Source organism: Streptomyces sp. NPDC021212 (genome assembly GCF_044332925.1).
Taxonomy (GTDB): domain Bacteria; phylum Actinomycetota; class Actinomycetes; order Streptomycetales; family Streptomycetaceae; genus Streptomyces.
The window spans coordinates 109,723-123,899 of sequence record NZ_JBIRPZ010000006.1; the positions used below are offsets into that span (position 1 = coordinate 109,723).

At 72.0% G+C, this 14,177-nt stretch carries 17 protein-coding genes; 10 read left to right on the forward strand and 7 right to left on the reverse strand.

The features are described 5' to 3' along the window. Positions 1–45 precede the first annotated feature (45 nt). The 4 genes from ACH4SI_RS17585 to ACH4SI_RS17600 all read right to left on the reverse strand — a co-directional run bounded on the left by ACH4SI_RS17585 (position 46) and on the right by ACH4SI_RS17600 (position 2,213). Positions 46–438 carry a VOC family protein gene (locus ACH4SI_RS17585; RefSeq protein ID WP_398296641.1) on the reverse strand — a complete coding sequence of 131 codons (393 nt, stop codon included), beginning with the start codon at positions 436–438 and terminating at the stop codon, positions 46–48. 87 nt (positions 439–525) lie between these two features. Further along, complete coding sequence (locus tag ACH4SI_RS17590) at positions 526–999, reverse strand: C40 family peptidase (RefSeq protein ID WP_398296642.1); 474 nt, start codon at positions 997–999, stop codon at positions 526–528. 261 nt (positions 1,000–1,260) lie between these two features. Beyond that, a complete protein-coding gene (locus tag ACH4SI_RS17595; RefSeq protein ID WP_398296643.1) occupies positions 1,261–1,569 on the reverse strand; it encodes a hypothetical protein in 309 nt (102 codons plus the stop codon). 8 nt (positions 1,570–1,577) lie between these two features. Continuing rightward, entirely contained in the window at positions 1,578–2,213 is a 636-nt protein-coding gene (locus tag ACH4SI_RS17600; protein WP_398296644.1) for an ATP-dependent Clp protease proteolytic subunit, read from the reverse strand. Between the two features lie 86 nt (positions 2,214–2,299). Here ACH4SI_RS17600 and ACH4SI_RS17605 point away from each other — a divergent pair, with 86 nt between their 5' ends. Beyond that, complete coding sequence (locus tag ACH4SI_RS17605) at positions 2,300–2,611, forward strand: type II toxin-antitoxin system Phd/YefM family antitoxin (RefSeq protein ID WP_398296645.1); 312 nt, start codon at positions 2,300–2,302, stop codon at positions 2,609–2,611. Positions 2,612–2,623: 12 nt separating this feature from the next. On the opposite strand, the gene ACH4SI_RS17610 is transcribed toward ACH4SI_RS17605, so the two are convergent. Further along, positions 2,624–3,628 carry a M28 family metallopeptidase gene (locus tag ACH4SI_RS17610; RefSeq protein WP_398296646.1) on the reverse strand — a complete coding sequence of 335 codons (1,005 nt, stop codon included), beginning with the start codon at positions 3,626–3,628 and terminating at the stop codon, positions 2,624–2,626. Positions 3,629–3,761: 133 nt separating this feature from the next. Here ACH4SI_RS17610 and ACH4SI_RS17615 point away from each other — a divergent pair, with 133 nt between their 5' ends. From ACH4SI_RS17615 to ACH4SI_RS17640, 6 genes are read left to right on the forward strand one after another with little or no spacing between them, the layout of a single operon-like run. Next, on the forward strand, positions 3,762–4,064 hold the full coding sequence (locus tag ACH4SI_RS17615) for an urease subunit gamma (protein WP_398296647.1): 303 nt from the start codon (positions 3,762–3,764) through the stop codon (positions 4,062–4,064). A gap of 16 nt (positions 4,065–4,080) precedes the next feature. Then, positions 4,081–4,386, forward strand: coding sequence for an urease subunit beta (locus ACH4SI_RS17620; RefSeq protein WP_398296648.1), 306 nt, complete (start codon positions 4,081–4,083; stop codon positions 4,384–4,386). Next, entirely contained in the window at positions 4,383–6,104 is a 1,722-nt protein-coding gene (locus ACH4SI_RS17625; RefSeq protein ID WP_398296649.1) for an urease subunit alpha, read from the forward strand. Before ACH4SI_RS17620 ends, ACH4SI_RS17625 begins: the two co-directional genes overlap by 4 nt. Before the next feature lie 5 nt (positions 6,105–6,109). Continuing rightward, positions 6,110–6,823 carry an urease accessory protein UreF gene (locus tag ACH4SI_RS17630; protein WP_398296650.1) on the forward strand — a complete coding sequence of 238 codons (714 nt, stop codon included), beginning with the start codon at positions 6,110–6,112 and terminating at the stop codon, positions 6,821–6,823. Positions 6,824–6,842: 19 nt separating this feature from the next. Beyond that, a complete protein-coding gene (gene ureG / locus ACH4SI_RS17635) occupies positions 6,843–7,538 on the forward strand; it encodes an urease accessory protein UreG (RefSeq protein ID WP_398296651.1) in 696 nt (231 codons plus the stop codon). Continuing rightward, the gene (locus ACH4SI_RS17640; RefSeq protein ID WP_398296652.1) at positions 7,535–8,386 is read left to right on the forward strand and encodes an urease accessory protein UreD; all 852 of its coding nucleotides are present in this window, start codon (positions 7,535–7,537) and stop codon (positions 8,384–8,386) included. The genes ureG and ACH4SI_RS17640 overlap by 4 nt, the downstream gene beginning before the upstream one ends. On the opposite strand, the gene ACH4SI_RS17645 is transcribed toward ACH4SI_RS17640, so the two are convergent. Both ACH4SI_RS17645 and ACH4SI_RS17650 read right to left on the reverse strand, forming a co-directional pair. Further along, positions 8,337–9,365, reverse strand: coding sequence for a zinc-binding dehydrogenase (locus ACH4SI_RS17645; RefSeq protein WP_398296653.1), 1,029 nt, complete (start codon positions 9,363–9,365; stop codon positions 8,337–8,339). The two genes, ACH4SI_RS17640 and ACH4SI_RS17645, sit on opposite strands and share 50 nt — an antisense overlap. Beyond that, complete coding sequence (locus tag ACH4SI_RS17650) at positions 9,358–9,798, reverse strand: 4-oxalocrotonate tautomerase family protein (protein WP_398296654.1); 441 nt, start codon at positions 9,796–9,798, stop codon at positions 9,358–9,360. The genes ACH4SI_RS17645 and ACH4SI_RS17650 overlap by 8 nt, the downstream gene beginning before the upstream one ends. A gap of 96 nt (positions 9,799–9,894) precedes the next feature. Between ACH4SI_RS17650 and ACH4SI_RS17655 the strand changes: the two genes are divergently transcribed. The 3 genes from ACH4SI_RS17655 to ACH4SI_RS17665 all read left to right on the forward strand — a co-directional run bounded on the left by ACH4SI_RS17655 (position 9,895) and on the right by ACH4SI_RS17665 (position 14,163). After that, a complete protein-coding gene (locus ACH4SI_RS17655; RefSeq protein WP_398296655.1) occupies positions 9,895–10,479 on the forward strand; it encodes a TetR/AcrR family transcriptional regulator in 585 nt (194 codons plus the stop codon). 176 nt (positions 10,480–10,655) lie between these two features. Further along, positions 10,656–12,245: an alpha/beta hydrolase gene (locus tag ACH4SI_RS17660; protein WP_398297106.1), complete on the forward strand. Its 1,590-nt coding sequence runs from the start codon at positions 10,656–10,658 to the stop codon at positions 12,243–12,245. Between the two features lie 373 nt (positions 12,246–12,618). Beyond that, positions 12,619–14,163 carry a sensor histidine kinase gene (locus ACH4SI_RS17665; protein WP_398296656.1) on the forward strand — a complete coding sequence of 515 codons (1,545 nt, stop codon included), beginning with the start codon at positions 12,619–12,621 and terminating at the stop codon, positions 14,161–14,163. Positions 14,164–14,177: the final 14 nt, after the last annotated feature.

A 14,177-nucleotide genomic window follows, 5' to 3' on the forward strand; every position in this document is an offset into this window, starting at 1 on the left:
TCCCCCGAACCGGCACCGGGCCACGCTAACGCCTCACGGGGGCGGTCACACCAGACCCCGCTCGACCGCGCTGCGCTCCACACAGAACTCGTTGCCCTCGGGGTCGGCCATCACCGCCCACCCCATCCCGTCGTCCGTGCGCCGGTCGTCGACGATCCGGGCGCCGAGCCCGAGCAGCCGCTCCACCTCCTCGTCCCGGGTGCCCGAGGGCGGCTGGATGTCGAGGTGAACCCGGTTCTTGATGGTTTTGGACTCCGGCACCCGCAGGAACACCAGACCGGGGACGCCGGGTTGGCCCGACTCGATCAGCACCTCGTCGTCGCCCGGTGCGCCCCCGTCCGACACGGCGTAGCCGGTCAGCCGCGACCAGAACTGCGCCAGGGCGTAGGGGTCGTGGGCGTCGAAGGAGATGTGCCGGACCGGATTGAGATACGCCATGCTGTTTCCTCCGTGGGTGGCGGCGGATCAGGAACGCCTGATCCGCCGTCAACCTACTGCCGGGCTCCGACACCCGGCCGATGTTCTTCAGCGCACATGCCCGTACGAGATCTTTCCGGTCCAGATCCGTTCCAGCCGCACCACCGTGCCCGCCTTGGGCGCGTGCCAGATCCGGCCGCTGCCCGCGTAGAGGCCGACGTGGTAGACGCTGCCTCCCGAGTGGAAGAAGACCAGGTCACCGTGGGCGCGGCTGGACGCCTTGATGCGACGGGTGTGGTTGTACTGGGCGGCGGCGGTGCGGGGCAGCCGCTTCCCGGCCCGCTTGTACGCGTACTGGGTGAGCCCCGAGCAGTCGAAGCGGTTCGGCCCCGCCGCCCCGTACACGTAGGGCGCGCCCTTCTTCGAGGCCGCGATCCGCAGCGCCTTGGCCGCCACGGTCGCCGCGTCGGCCTGCTGTGGCAGAGCGGGCACCGTCACGGTGCCGCCGACGGTGACGGCGGTGAGGGCCGAGACGGCGCCGGCCCGGGAGACCATTCTGGGAATCCGTATGTGCGCGGTCATCTCGCACACCACCCTTCGCTGACCGGGTTCGGTCGTCGTCCCAGGATGGTCACCCCGGGCGGTCGCCGGTACCGAGGCGAGCGGGCGGGGTGTGAGGGTGGTGAGGGCCCTCCGTTCGGGTGACCGGGACGGGCCGTGGCGCGGGCTCCGGCCCACGGGGACGGCGCTGTCGGCGCCGCCTGCCGCAAGCCGGCGGCGGCCTCGCGCCGGGATGCGGAATGCCGCCGTTCGGGTGAGGTCCCGGGCTCCGGTCGGCGGGGCTCAGCGCGGCGAGACGGCCGGGAGCGTCACCCGCTCCGAGCGCCGCTCCCCGTCCAGCACCCGCAGCGCCCGGGCCAGCGTCTCGGCGTGCAGTTCGCTCTCGCCCCGCTCGTGCATCAGCGCCAGCGCGTCCCGCAGCGCGACGGCCTTCCCGACCAGCGCCTGGGCGGCGCGCAGCCCGCTGTAGGTGTCATGGCCGCGGGCCGGGTTGATCCGGCCGAGCAGATCGACCGCCTCCAGATAGCCGTCCACGAGGTCTCCCTCCGCGCGGGTCAGCGCGGGCAGCGGGGGCAGTTCGGGGGGAAGCATCGGTCCACTCACCTCGCCCCGGGCAGCGCACCCGGACGCTTACGGCTCTGGGTGACCCCGTCCACCAGCCCGTACGCCACCGCGGCCTCGGCGTCGAAGATCGTGTCGCGGTCGACGTCGGCGCGGATCCGCTCGGCGCTCTGCCCGGTGTGCCGCACCAGCATCTCCTCCAGCATCGCCTGGGTCCGCAGCAGCTCACCGGCCTGGATCTCCAGGTCCGATGTGGTGCCCTCGACGGGCTCGCTGAACGCCGCCTGGTGGATCAGCACCCGCGCGCCCGGCAGCGCCAGCCGCTTGCCCGGCGCCCCGGCGGAGAGCAGCACGGCGGCGGCGGACGCGGCCTGGCCCAGGCAGATGGTCTCGATGTCGCAGGTGACGAAGTGCATCGTGTCGTAGATCGCCGTCATCGCGCCGAACGAGCCGCCCGGGGAGTTGATGTAGAGCGAGACGTCCTGGTCCGGCGCGGCGTGTTCGAGGTGGATGAGCTGCGCGATCACATCGTTCGCCGCGGTGTCGTCGATGGGCGTGCCGAGGAAGACGATGCGCTCGGAGAGCAGCTTGGAATAGGGGTCCATGGTGCGCACGCCGGTGCTCGTGCGCTCCGTGAACTCGGGCAGGACATAGCGCGCGGCCGGTCGTTCCATCGCGGTCACCTCTCGCGGATCTTCGGCCCTGGCGGGCCTGGCTACGTAAAAAATGTACAGGACGTACGTCCCGTACGATGGGGAGCATGGCGTACGAGATTCCGGTGACGCAAGCCCGGGCGGAGCTGGCGGAGCTGATCAACCGCGTGGTCTACGGCGGTGAGCGGGTGGTCCTCACCCGGCATGGAAAGCCGCTGGTCGCCCTCGTGTCCTCGGATGACCTGCAACGACTCGACGCGGTCGAGGCGGAGGCGGCGGAGGAGCAGGTGATCAGCACGGTGTCGGCGATGCGCCCGTCCTCGTCCGCTCCCGGCGAACGGCGGCGCTTCGGTATCGCGGCGGAACACCGCGGCCCGGACGCCGGGGATCGGCGTCCGGGCCGCGGGGGAAGCGGGTAAGGGCGACTCAGCTCAGGAGCTGAGCTCCCAGATCGCGTGGGCGATGGCGTCGCTGTTGCGGTCCAGCGCGGTGTCGTCCACGTTGGACGTCTTGTCGCACGCGGAGTGGTAGCACGGGTCGAACGGCTCGCCCGCCTTGCCGCCCCACGCGTCCGCCTGCGCCTGGCTCTTGGTGGCCTCGGCGCCGGTGAACAGCCCGCCGACCCGCACCCCCGCGTCCTTGAACGGGGCGTGGTCCGAGCGGCCGTCGCCCTCGGTCTCCTTCTCGGTCGTGATGTCCTTCGCCGCGTACCAGTCCTTGAAGACCTTCTCCAGCTCCGGGTCGTCGTCGTAGACGAAGTAGCCGGCGTTGGGGGAGCCGAGCATGTCGAAGTTCAGATACGAGTCGATCTTCGACTTCTCGTCGGACTTCAGGCTGTCCACGTAAGTCGTGGAGCCGATCATGCCGTCCTCCTCGTCGCCCCACCAGGCGAACCGCAGATGCTTGGTGGGCTTGAGGTCGGCCTTGGCCACGGCGAGCGCGACCTCCAGGATCGCGGCGGAGCCCGATCCGTTGTCGTTGATGCCGGGTCCGGCCTCGACCGAGTCGAGGTGCGATCCGGCCATGACCACCTTGTCGGCGCTGCCGCCCGGCCAGTCGGCGACGAGGTTGTAGCCCTTCGCGCCGCCCGAGGTGAACTCCTGGACGGACGTCTTGAACCCCGCCGCGTCCAGCTTGCCCTTGATGTAGTCCAGGGACGCCCGGTAGCCGGGCCGGCCGTGGGCGCGGTTGCCGCCGTTGTCGTCGGCGATCGACTGCAGCTTGTCGAGGTCGCCCTTGACGGCCTTGACGTCGATGTCGGGGGCGGCGGCGCGGGGCGAGACGGCCGCCCCGGCTCCCGGTGCCCCGCCCAGCAGGGCGGCGGCGACGGCGGCGCAGGTTCCCGCCGCGAGCGCGCCGCGGCGTATCAGCACTATTCGATTCACAGGTGAGCTCCGTAGAAATTGTGGGGGGTTGGAGCGAAGCTGATGGATCATGTGGTGCGGACATGAGGATCAGCGGTTTGCCATGTGGGCGTCAAGAGCGATTCTTTGCCGTCGCGTTAACCGCGCCGCAACACCACCGAACTAATCTGCGATAACCCGTGAGCGAAGATGAGGTGGGGAAAACGTGCGCCTGACGCCGCACGAGCAGGAACGGCTGCTCATTCATGTGGCCGCCGAAGTGGCCGAAAAGCGTCGGGCACGGGGTGTGATACTCAACCACCCCGAGGCCGTCGCACTGATCACCGTGCACATCCTGGAGGGCGCCCGGGACGGCCGTACCGTCGCCGAGCTGATGGCCTCCGGCCGTACGGTGCTCACCCGCGACGAGGTCATGGAGGGCGTCCCCGAGATGATCCACGACGTGCAGGTCGAGGCCACCTTCCCGGACGGCACCAAGCTCGTCACCGTCCACCAGCCGATCGTCTGACGGGAGAAGGCGTTCCATGATCCCCGGAGAGATCCTCCACGCGGACGAGCCGGTGCGGCTCAACGAGGGGCGGCCGGTCATCCGGCTCACCGTGCTCAACGCGGCCGACCGGCCGGTCCAGGTCGGCTCCCACTACCACTTCGCCGAGGCCAACCCGGGCCTTACGTTCGACCGCGCAGCGGCCCGCGGCCACCGGCTCCACATCGCCGCGGGCACCGCAGTGCGCTTCGAACCGGGCCTCCCCGTCGAGGTGGAGCTGGTGCCGCTGACGGGCGCGCGGATCGTCCCCGGGCTGCGCGGCGAGACGGGAGGCGCGCTGTGACGGAGCTGAGCCGCGCCGCGTACGCCGACCTGTTCGGGCCGACCGCCGGCGACCGTATACGGCTCGCCGACACCGACCTCGTGATCGAGATCGAGGAGGACCGCTGCGGCGGCCCCGGTCGCTCCGGCGACGAGGCGGTCTTCGGCGGCGGCAAGGTGATCCGCGAGTCCATGGGCCAGTCCCGCGCCACCCGCGCCGAGGGCGCCCCCGACACCGTGATCACCGGTGCCGTGGTGCTGGACCACTGGGGCGTGGTCAAGGCCGACGTCGGGCTGCGTGACGGCCGCATCACCGGGATCGGCAAGGCCGGGAACCCCGACACCATGGACGGTGTCCACCCCGATCTCGTCATCGGCCCCGAGACCGAGGTCATCGCGGGCAACGGCAGGATCCTCACCGCGGGCGCCATCGACGCCCATGTCCACTTCATCTCCCCGACCCTCGTCGACCAGGCGCTGTCCACGGGCATCACCACCCTCGTCGGCGGCGGCACCGGGCCCGCCGAGGGCACCAAGGCGACCACCATCACCCCCGGCCCCTGGCACCTGGCCCGGATGTTCGAGGCGCTGGAGGCGTACCCCGTCAACATCGGGCTGCTCGGCAAGGGCAACACCGTCTCGCACGAGGGCATGTGGTCCCAACTGCGGGGCGGGGCCCTCGGATTCAAGATCCACGAGGACTGGGGGGCGACCCCCGCCGCGATTGACGCCTGCCTCGGCGTCTGCGAGGAGAGCGGCGCCCAGCTCGCCATCCACACCGACACCCTCAATGAGGCCGGGTTCGTCGCCGACACCCTCGCCGCGATCGCCGGACGCTCGATCCACGCATACCACACCGAAGGCGCGGGCGGCGGCCACGCGCCCGACATCATCACGGTGGTCTCCCAGCCGAACGTGCTGCCCAGCTCCACCAATCCGACCCGGCCGCACACCGTCAACACGGTCGAGGAACACCTCGACATGCTGATGGTCTGCCACCACCTCAACCCGGCCGTCCCCGAGGACCTCGCCTTCGCCGAGTCCCGCATCCGGCCCGGCACCATCGCCGCCGAGGACATCCTGCACGACCTCGGCGCCATCTCGATCATCTCCTCCGACTCCCAGGCCATGGGCCGGATCGGCGAAGTCGTCCTGCGCACCTGGCAGACCGCGCACGTCATGAAGCGGCGCCGGGGCGCCCTGCCGGGGGACGGACGCGCGGACAACCGGCGGGCGCGTCGCTATGTCGCCAAATACACCATCAACCCGGCGGTGGCGCAGGGCCTCGACGGCGAGATCGGCTCGGTGGAGTCCGGAAAGCTCGCCGACCTGGTGCTGTGGGAGCCCGCCTTCTTCGGCGTCAAGCCCCACCTGGTGCTCAAGGGCGGGCAGATCGCGTACGCGCAAATGGGCGACGCCAACGCGTCCATCCCGACGCCGCAGCCGGTGCTGCCCCGGCCCATGTTCGGCGCGGTGGGGCGCGCCCCGGCCGCCAACTCCTTCAACTTCGTCACGCGGACGGCCCTGGACGACGGTCTGCCGGACCGGCTCGGCCTGGGCAAGCGGTTCGTGCCGATCCGGGGGACGCGCGGGGTGACCAAGGCGGACATGCGGGAGAACGACGCCATGCCGAGGGTGGAGGTCGACCCGGACACCTTCACGGTGACCATCGACGGCGACCCCGTCGAACCCGCACCGGCGGCGGAACTCCCCATGGCCCAGCGGTACTTCCTCTTCTGACCGCGATGACCATGGACCACACCGCGCCCACGCCGGCGGCTCCCGGGGCCGTCGCCGCGCTGCTGATCCTGGCCGACGGGCGTTTCCCCGCCGGGGGGCACGCCCACTCCGGTGGGGTCGAGGCCGCCGTCGCGGCGGGGCGGGTGCGGGACGCGGCCACGCTGGAGGCGTTCTGCCGCGGGCGGCTGCACACCGCCGGGCTCACCGCGGCCGCACTCGCCGCCGCGGCCGCCGCCGGGGTGGATCCGCTCGTGCTCGACGAGGCCGCCGACGCCCGGACCCCCGTCCCCGCGCTGCGCACCACCGCGCGACGGCTCGGCCGTCAGCTGATGCGCGCCGCCCGCGCCACTTGGCCCTCGCCCGAACTGGACGCCCTCGCCGCCGCCCGCCCGCGTGGCGCCCACCAGCCCGTCGTGCAGGGGCTGGCCGCGCGCGCCGCCGGGCTCGACCCCGCGGCCGCCGCGTATGCCGCCGCGTACGAGTCGGCCGGGGGACCGGCGTCCGCCGCCGTACGGCTGCTCAGCCTCGACCCGTTCGACGCCACCACCGTCCTCGCCCGCCTCGCCCCCGAGATCGACCGGATCGCCGCCCGGGCCGCCGAGGCGGCCCACCGGGCCCTGGACGAGGGCCCCGGCGCGCTGCCCGCCGCCGCGGCGCCGCTGCTCGACATCGCCGCCGAGCAGCACGCCACCTGGTCCGTACGCCTCTTCGCCTCGTAACCGCCACCCCGGAGCCGTCATGCACCTCGATCACCCCGAGACCTACCCGCAGCGCCACACCCACGGCGCCGCCGACCCCCGCCGCCCCGACGGCACCCGCCGGGCGCTGCGCATCGGCCTCGGCGGGCCGGTCGGCTCCGGCAAGACCGCGACCGTCGCCGCGCTGTGCCGGGCACTGCGCGACGAGTTGTCGATCGCCGTGGTCACCAACGACATCTACACCCGCGAGGACGCCGAGTTCCTGCTGCGCAACGCGGTGCTGCCCGCGACGCGCATCACCGCCGTGGAGACCGGCGCCTGTCCGCACACCGCGATACGCGACGACATCTCCGCCAACCTCGAAGCGGTCGAGGACCTGGAGGAGAGCGTCGGCCCGCTCGACCTCGTCCTGGTCGAGTCCGGCGGCGACAACCTCACCGCGACCTTCTCCAAGGGACTGGTCGACGCGCAGGTGTTCGTCATCGACGTCGCGGGCGGCGACGACATCCCGCGCAAGGGCGGCCCGGGCGTGACGACGGCCGATCTCCTCGTCGTCAACAAGACCGACCTCGCGCCGTACGTCGGATCCGACCTGGAGCGCATGGCGCGCGACGCCAAGGAGCAGCGCGGCGAACTGCCCGTCGCCTTCACCTCCCTGGTCGCGGCGGACGGCGTCCGCCCGATCGCCGACTGGGTCCGGGAGCGCCTGGCCGCCTGGACGGCGGTCCCGGCGTGACCGGCACCCTCGGCGCGACAGCGACGACCGGCACCGGCGTACGCGACACCGCCCCGACCGGCACCGGCGTCCGCGCCACCGCCCGCCTCGTCGCCGCCGCGGACGGACGCGGCGGCACCGCGCTGCCCGTGCTGGCCGGGGACGGGCCGCTCGCCCTGCGCCGGACCCGGGCGACCGGCGACGGCGGCGAGGCGTGCGTCACCGTGGTCGGGGCGATGAGCGCCCCGCTCGGCGGCGACCGCATCGCGCTCACCGCGACCGTCGGCCCCGGCGCCCGGCTCCGCGTCGGCTCCGCGGCCGCGACCCTCGCGCTGCCCGGCCGCTGCGCCGAGCCCGCCCACTACGCGATCCGGCTGACCGTCGCCGACGGCGCCACCCTGGACTGGCTGCCCGAACCCCTGATCTCGGCCCACGGCAGCGATCTGCGCATGACCACCACCGTCGAACTCGCCGCCACCGCCCGTCTGGTGCTGCGCGAGGAACAGATCCTCGGCCGCTCCGGCGAGCAGCCCGGCCGACTGACCAGCCGGCTCACGGTGCACCGCGCCGGGCGCCCGCTGCTGGACCAGGAGCTGTCGTACGGCCCCGGCGCGCCCGGCTGGGACGGCGGCGCGGTGCTCGGCGGGCACCGGGCCGCCGGTCAGCTCCTCGTGGTCGACCCGGCGTTCGACAGCGAGCCCGTGCCGCCCCGCCTGCTGGCCGACACAGCCGTCATCACCCCGCTCACCGGCCCCGCCGCCCTGGTCAGCGCCGTGGCCACGGACGGTCTGCGGCTGCGCCGGATGCTGGACGAAGGGCTCAGCGCCCGGCCGCGGCCGGAGCGATGTCCCGTACGAACACCGGCTTGAGACGCTTCTCGGGCAGCGCCTCGGGCAGTTGCTCCCAGTCCAGGACATGCGAGACGACGCGCTCGGGCGCCACCTTCCCCGAACCGGCGAGTTCGAGGGAGTCGGGCAGATGGCTGCGTACGTTGTCCCGGGCGACGCGCAGGGTGACGCCGGTGAGGTACATGTCGAGCAGGGGCAGTTCGCCGGGCCGGAAGTGGTTTCCCGCGCTCTCGCAGACGCCCTCGGGCGCGAGGGACGTGAGCGCCAGGGCGAGCTGGTCGATGCGGCCGGTGGCCTCGACGGCGATGTCGAAGCCGTGCCGGATGGGCTCGATCGCCTCGGCGGTACGGGCGCCGTAGCCTTCCGCGATCTTCCGGTGCTCGGCGTCGGGGTCGACGTACAGGACGTCGGAGGCGCCGAGCGCGCGGGCGACGTCGCACACGTACAGACCGATGCTGCCCCGGGCGACGACCAGGACCCGCGCCCCCGGGCGGGCCGCCAGATGCGGGGCGACCAGGCGCCGCGCCAGGGACCAGTTGTCGCTGGCCGAGGCCATGGCGACGGGGTCCAGACCCGGCGGCAGCGGGACCAGCATGGCGTCCGCGTACGGCACACGGACCAGGTCGGAGAAGAGCCCGCCCCAACTGCCGCCGATCGGCGCGCCGTACATCGCCATGTGCGGCACGGACGTGCAGTGGGCGGTCAGCCCGGCGCGGCAGTGGTCGCAGTCGCCGCAGTTGATGGACCAGGGCACGACGACGAGGTCGCCGGGGGCAGCGCCGGTCACCGCGTCGCCGACGTCGACGACCCGGGCCACGCATTCGTGGCCCAGGGGGAACGGGGGATCAACGAAGCCGTGCCCGGCGAGGATCGCGGAGTCCACGTCGCAGGGGGTGGCGGCCACCGGTGCGACGATCGCGTCCTGGTCCGAATTCACCCGGGGGTCGGACGCCTCGCGCCATGCGACGGTGTGCCGCGCGACGTACGTCAGTTCACGCATCGGTGGTCCCACCTTCGCTCTTCCGGGCAAGCGCGAGCAGATCGGCGAATCGGATGACCGATCCACCGGCGCCCCAACTGCCGTCCGGCTGCTCGTGGATCAGCACCCACACCCGCAGCGCGTCGTCCTGGGAGAGCCCAGCGGCCTTCAGCACGGCCTTGGTCGCGTCCTCGACCAGACCGGCCTTGCGGCGCTCGGACAAAGCGCCCTGGGGCACGGTGACGTCGACCAGTAAACGCGGCGCGTCGTCCTCCGCGGTGGTCTGGGCCCCCTCGGGCAGCTCGATCAGATAGCTCCACGCCTGGGCGCGGAATTGGGCCGTGTCGGGCACGCCCTCCCAGCGCAGCAGCAGCGTGGCCAGATCGCGCTGAATGCCCGCGCGGCCCTCCTCGGTCAGGGCACCGGTCGGGGCGGTCAGCCGGATCATCGGCATGGCAGGTCCTTGCCTTTCATCGCGTTATGACAGTCGTTATAAGCGGGGGTCACGCTAGACTATGACGATCGTTATATCCAGAGCGGGAGCGCGCACATGGCCAGGAACAGCCCGCAGGCCCGGCAGCGGATCGTGTCCGGCGCCGCCGACATGATCAGTCGGCGCGGCCTGAACGCCACGAGCATCCGTGAGATGGCCAAGCACGCGCGGGCGCCGCTCGGCTCCACGTACCACTACTTCCCCGAGGGCAAGCAGCAGTTGGCCACCGAGGCCGTCCGGTACGCGGGCGAGACCGTCGTCGGCATGCTCCGCAAGGAGCTGGAGGCGGGCCCGGCCGCGGGGCTCCGGGCGTTCCTCGCCCTGTGGCGAGGGATCGTCATCGACACCGACTTCCAGGCCGGTTGTCCCGTCCTGGCCGTCTCCATCGAGGAACCCCCGCCCGGTGAGACCCCGCCCGCCCTGGCGGCCGCCGCGCAGGTCTTCGAGGATTGGGAGAGCCTGCTCGCCGCCTCCCTGCGCGAGCACGGCGCCGAGCCCGGGCAGGCGGAGCAGCTCGCGACGCTCGTCGTCGCGGCCGTCGAGGGGACCGTGGCCATGTGCCGCGCCAAGCGCGGCATCGAACCCCTCGACCGCACCGCCGCCCAACTCCAGGCCCTCATCGCCGGTGCGATCGAAGGCTGATCGGGCCGTGAAGGTGACGTGTTGATAAAGAAACGGTGGTTTGCCCTGTACTCAGGAGTAAGTGAGGCGCGAGGATCCTCCTGACACTCTGTGATCATCGCCGCACCGGCGGCGCAACAAAACAGGGGGATTACTACGTGAGACGCACAGCAGTACTCGGCGTGGCCGGCGGCGTGATGACCGGTGCGCTGATAACCGGTGCGCTGGCCGCTCCCACGGCGGGGGCATCGGAGCCCACGCGGACGCCGGGGGGCGTCGCGGAGGCCCGTGGGGCGGCGATCGCCGCGGCCCGGGCCGCGAAGGCGGGCATCGACTGGACGGACTGTCCGGCCGACTGGAACCTGGCCAAGCCCATCCAGTGCGGTTATGTGACCGTTCCGCTCGACTACGCCAAGCCGAACGGCCGCACCATCAAGATCGCGGTGGACCGCGTCGGCAACACCGGGACCGCCTCCGAGCGGCAGGGTTCGCTGGTCTACAACCCGGGCGGGCCGGGCGGCTCCGGGCTGAAGTTCCCGACCCGGGTCACCAACAAGAACCCGCTGTGGACGAAGACCTCGAAGGCGTACGACTTCGTGGGCTTCGACCCGCGCGGGGTCGGCCACTCGGCCGCCATCTCCTGTGTCGACCCGCAGGAGTTCGTCAAGGCGCCCAAGATGGACCCGGTGCCCGACAGCGAGGCGGACAAGCGGGGGCAGCGCAAGCTCGCCAAGGAGTACGCCGACGGGTGCAAGGAGCGCAGCGGCTCGATGCTGCCGCACCTGACGACGCCCAACACCGCCCGCGACATCGACGTCCTCCGGGCCGCGCTCGGCGACAAGAAGCTCAACTACCTGGGCGTGTCCTACGGGACGTACATCGGTGGCGTCTACGCGACGCTCTTCCCGGACCACGTGCGCCGCCTGATCGTGGACTCCGTGGTGAACCCCTCGCGGGAGAAGATCTGGTACCAGGCCAACCTGGACCAGGACGTCGCGTTCGAAATGCGCTGGGACGACTGGAAGGCGTGGGTGGCCAAGAACGACGCGGCCTACCACATCGGCAACACCCCGGGGGCGGTCCAGGCGCAGTGGGAGAAGCTGCGCGCGACCGCCAAGAAGAGCCCGATCGGCGGGGTCGTCGGCCCGGCCGAGCTGCTCGGGTTCTTCCAGAGCGCCCCGTACTACGACTCGTCGTGGGCCACGGTCGCCCAGGTGTGGAGCGACTACCTGGCCGGTGACGAGAAGGCGCTCGTCGAGGCCGCGGGCCCGGACATGTCCGACACCGCGGGCAACATCGCCTCGGAGAACAGCAACGCGGTCTACACCGCCGTGGAGTGCGCCGACACCAAGTGGCCGACCAGCTGGCCGAAGTGGGACCGGGACAACACCCGGCTGCACCGCGACTACCCGTTCCTGACCTGGTCGAACGCCTGGATGAACCTGCCGTGCGCCACCTGGCCGTCGAAGCAGCACACCCCGCTGGAGGTCGGTGCGGGCAAGGGGCTGCCGAAGACGCTCATCGTGCAGAGCACCCGTGACGCCGCCACCCCGTACGAGGGTGCCGTCGAGCTGCACAAGCGCCTGAAGGGCTCGCGTCTGATCACGGAGAAGGACGCCGGTTCGCACGGTGTCACCAATCTGGTCAACACCTGCATCAACGACCGGGTGGACGCCTACCTGCTCAAGGGCACGGTGGACGCCAAGGACGTGACGTGCGGTCCGCACGCCACGCCGAAGCCCGCGAAGACCGGCAAGGCCGCGAAGGCCGCCGGGGCCGTCGAGTAACGGTCGGCCGAGCCCGCTTCCGTGCGAGTCGGCGCGTACGGGAGCGGGGTCCGGCGGGGGTCGCCCATCCGGGCGGCCCCCGCCGCTGCGACCGGGGAAAACTGCCGACTGTACAACTCACTGCCGCCTCCGGCGAGTCGCCGCATGATGTCCGTAATGGCGGTAAATGCACCACATGTTGACGGTGTGGGGTTTCGGATCCCCCGAGGGTGTGAGCGAATGCGATCGCTTTTTTACGCCCATTGAATTCACCCGCCGAATTCGTTACCAAGAAAAAATCATCGTCATTTCGGGATGTGCCGCAACCGCTATGCTCCAGGGCCCATAGCGAGTTCTTCGCACGCATTTTCTCCCGCTGCTTTTAAGGAAGCCGATGGTTTTCGCCGGCGCGTCACCTGGAGGCCGACGGCCCGCCTCCGCGCTCGTATGGCTCATCCCTCCCGCCGCGATCGCGGCCTGCGCGGCACTCGCCGTGACCATGGTGTCCGCCGGGGCGCGGGCGACGGTCGCCTGGTGCGGCGCGGCGGCGACGCTGGCGGTGGCCCTGGCGGCGGCCGAGTCGGCCCGCCGCGGACGGCTGATCGCCAGGCTGCGCGCCCGGGCCGCCGAACAGGACGCCGCGTACCGGCAGCGCCTGGTGGACCAGGAGACGGAGACCCGGCGGCTCGCCCAGGAGGTGATTCCCGCGGGTGTGGGGCGGCTGCAGCGCGGGGCCGAGGTCGACGCCGTGATGAAGACCATCGAGCCCTCGCCCGTCCTCGACCCGGACTTCGAGTCCGCCCACCGCGCCGTCCTGCGATCGGTGCTGGAGACCGTGCGGGCCGAGGGGGACCTGCGCGACGCGGCGGGCCGGGCGTTCGTCAACATCGCCCGCCGGGTGCAGGCCATCACCCATCAACAGGCCATGGACATGCGGGACATGGAGGACAAGCACGGGGCCGCCCCCGAGGTCTTCCACGATCTGCTCCACCTCGACCACGGCAACGCGCTGATCGGCCGGCTCGCCGACAGCATCTCCGTGCTGGGCGGCTCCCGCCCGGGCCGCCAGTGGCGCGACCCGGTACCGCTCTACAACGTTCTGCGTGGCGCCATGTCGCGCATTCTCGAATACCGGCGGGTGGATCTGCACTCGGTGGCCGACGTCGGCATCGTCGGCCCGTTCGTGGAGCCGCTGATCCACGCCCTGGCCGAACTGCTGGACAACGCCACGCGCTACTCCCCGCCCAAGACCCGGGTGCATCTGACGGCTGTCGAGGTGCAGTCCGGGGTGGCGGTCGAGATCGAGGACGCCGGGGTGGGCCTGTCGGAGGAGAGCCGCAGACGCGCCGAGTACGTCCTGGAGCAGGCGGGCACCGGCTTCGACCTCGACGACCTCGGCGAGACGCCCCGGCTGGGCCTGGCCGTGGTCGGCCGGCTCGCCGTGAAGTACCGGTTCCAGGTCTCGCTGCGGCCCTCCGCGTACGGCGGCGTCCGCGCGGTGCTCGTCGTCCCGCAGGAGGTCATCTGCCCCACCCCCGTCCCCGGCGGCGACATCGTCCGGGCCGAGAAGCTGCCCCCGCCCAAGCCCATCAAGCGCGCCGAGCCCTATCCGCCGCTGCCGACGAACGCCACCGGCCCGGTCGCCCACGACCACAACGGGATCCGCCACAACACCGCCGGACTGCCCCAGCGCCGCCGCCGGATGCCGACCGTGACCCCGCCCATCCGGATCCAGGCCGACCCGGAGCCCGCCCCGGCGGGGCCCCCGGCACCGGCCGAGCCGCCCGTTCAGCCGGGGATGTGGCTGGCCGCGTTCACCAAGGCCGTGTCCGGTGAGGCGGACCCGGTGGACACCTCCGGCCCCCCGTACGGAGACGCGCCGTCGGATACGTCGAACGCCTGGGACAACGCCTCGGATGCCTCGGACAAGGGTGAGTAGCAAGTGACGCAAAC

Excerpts from the sequence above, each read along its gene's own strand:
- ACH4SI_RS17585 (WP_398296641.1), bottom strand. The coding sequence starts at position 438 with ATGGCGTATCTCAATCCGGTCCGGCACATCTCCTTCGACGCCCACGAC.
- ACH4SI_RS17590 (WP_398296642.1), bottom strand. The coding sequence starts at position 999 with ATGACCGCGCACATACGGATTCCCAGAATGGTCTCCCGGGCCGGCGCC.
- ACH4SI_RS17595 (WP_398296643.1), bottom strand. The coding sequence starts at position 1,569 with ATGCTTCCCCCCGAACTGCCCCCGCTGCCCGCGCTGACCCGCGCGGAG.
- ACH4SI_RS17600 (WP_398296644.1), bottom strand. The coding sequence starts at position 2,213 with ATGGAACGACCGGCCGCGCGCTATGTCCTGCCCGAGTTCACGGAGCGC.
- ACH4SI_RS17605 (WP_398296645.1), top strand. The coding sequence starts at position 2,300 with ATGGCGTACGAGATTCCGGTGACGCAAGCCCGGGCGGAGCTGGCGGAG.
- ACH4SI_RS17610 (WP_398296646.1), bottom strand. The coding sequence starts at position 3,628 with ATGATCCATCAGCTTCGCTCCAACCCCCCACAATTTCTACGGAGCTCA.
- ACH4SI_RS17620 (WP_398296648.1), top strand. The coding sequence starts at position 4,081 with ATGATCCCCGGAGAGATCCTCCACGCGGACGAGCCGGTGCGGCTCAAC.
- ACH4SI_RS17630 (WP_398296650.1), top strand. The coding sequence starts at position 6,110 with ATGACCATGGACCACACCGCGCCCACGCCGGCGGCTCCCGGGGCCGTC.
- ureG (WP_398296651.1), top strand. The coding sequence starts at position 6,843 with ATGCACCTCGATCACCCCGAGACCTACCCGCAGCGCCACACCCACGGC.
- ACH4SI_RS17645 (WP_398296653.1), bottom strand. The coding sequence starts at position 9,365 with ATGCGTGAACTGACGTACGTCGCGCGGCACACCGTCGCATGGCGCGAG.
- ACH4SI_RS17650 (WP_398296654.1), bottom strand. The coding sequence starts at position 9,798 with ATGCCGATGATCCGGCTGACCGCCCCGACCGGTGCCCTGACCGAGGAG.
- ACH4SI_RS17655 (WP_398296655.1), top strand. The coding sequence starts at position 9,895 with ATGGCCAGGAACAGCCCGCAGGCCCGGCAGCGGATCGTGTCCGGCGCC.
- ACH4SI_RS17660 (WP_398297106.1), top strand. The coding sequence starts at position 10,656 with ATGACCGGTGCGCTGATAACCGGTGCGCTGGCCGCTCCCACGGCGGGG.
- ACH4SI_RS17665 (WP_398296656.1), top strand. The coding sequence starts at position 12,619 with ATGGTTTTCGCCGGCGCGTCACCTGGAGGCCGACGGCCCGCCTCCGCG.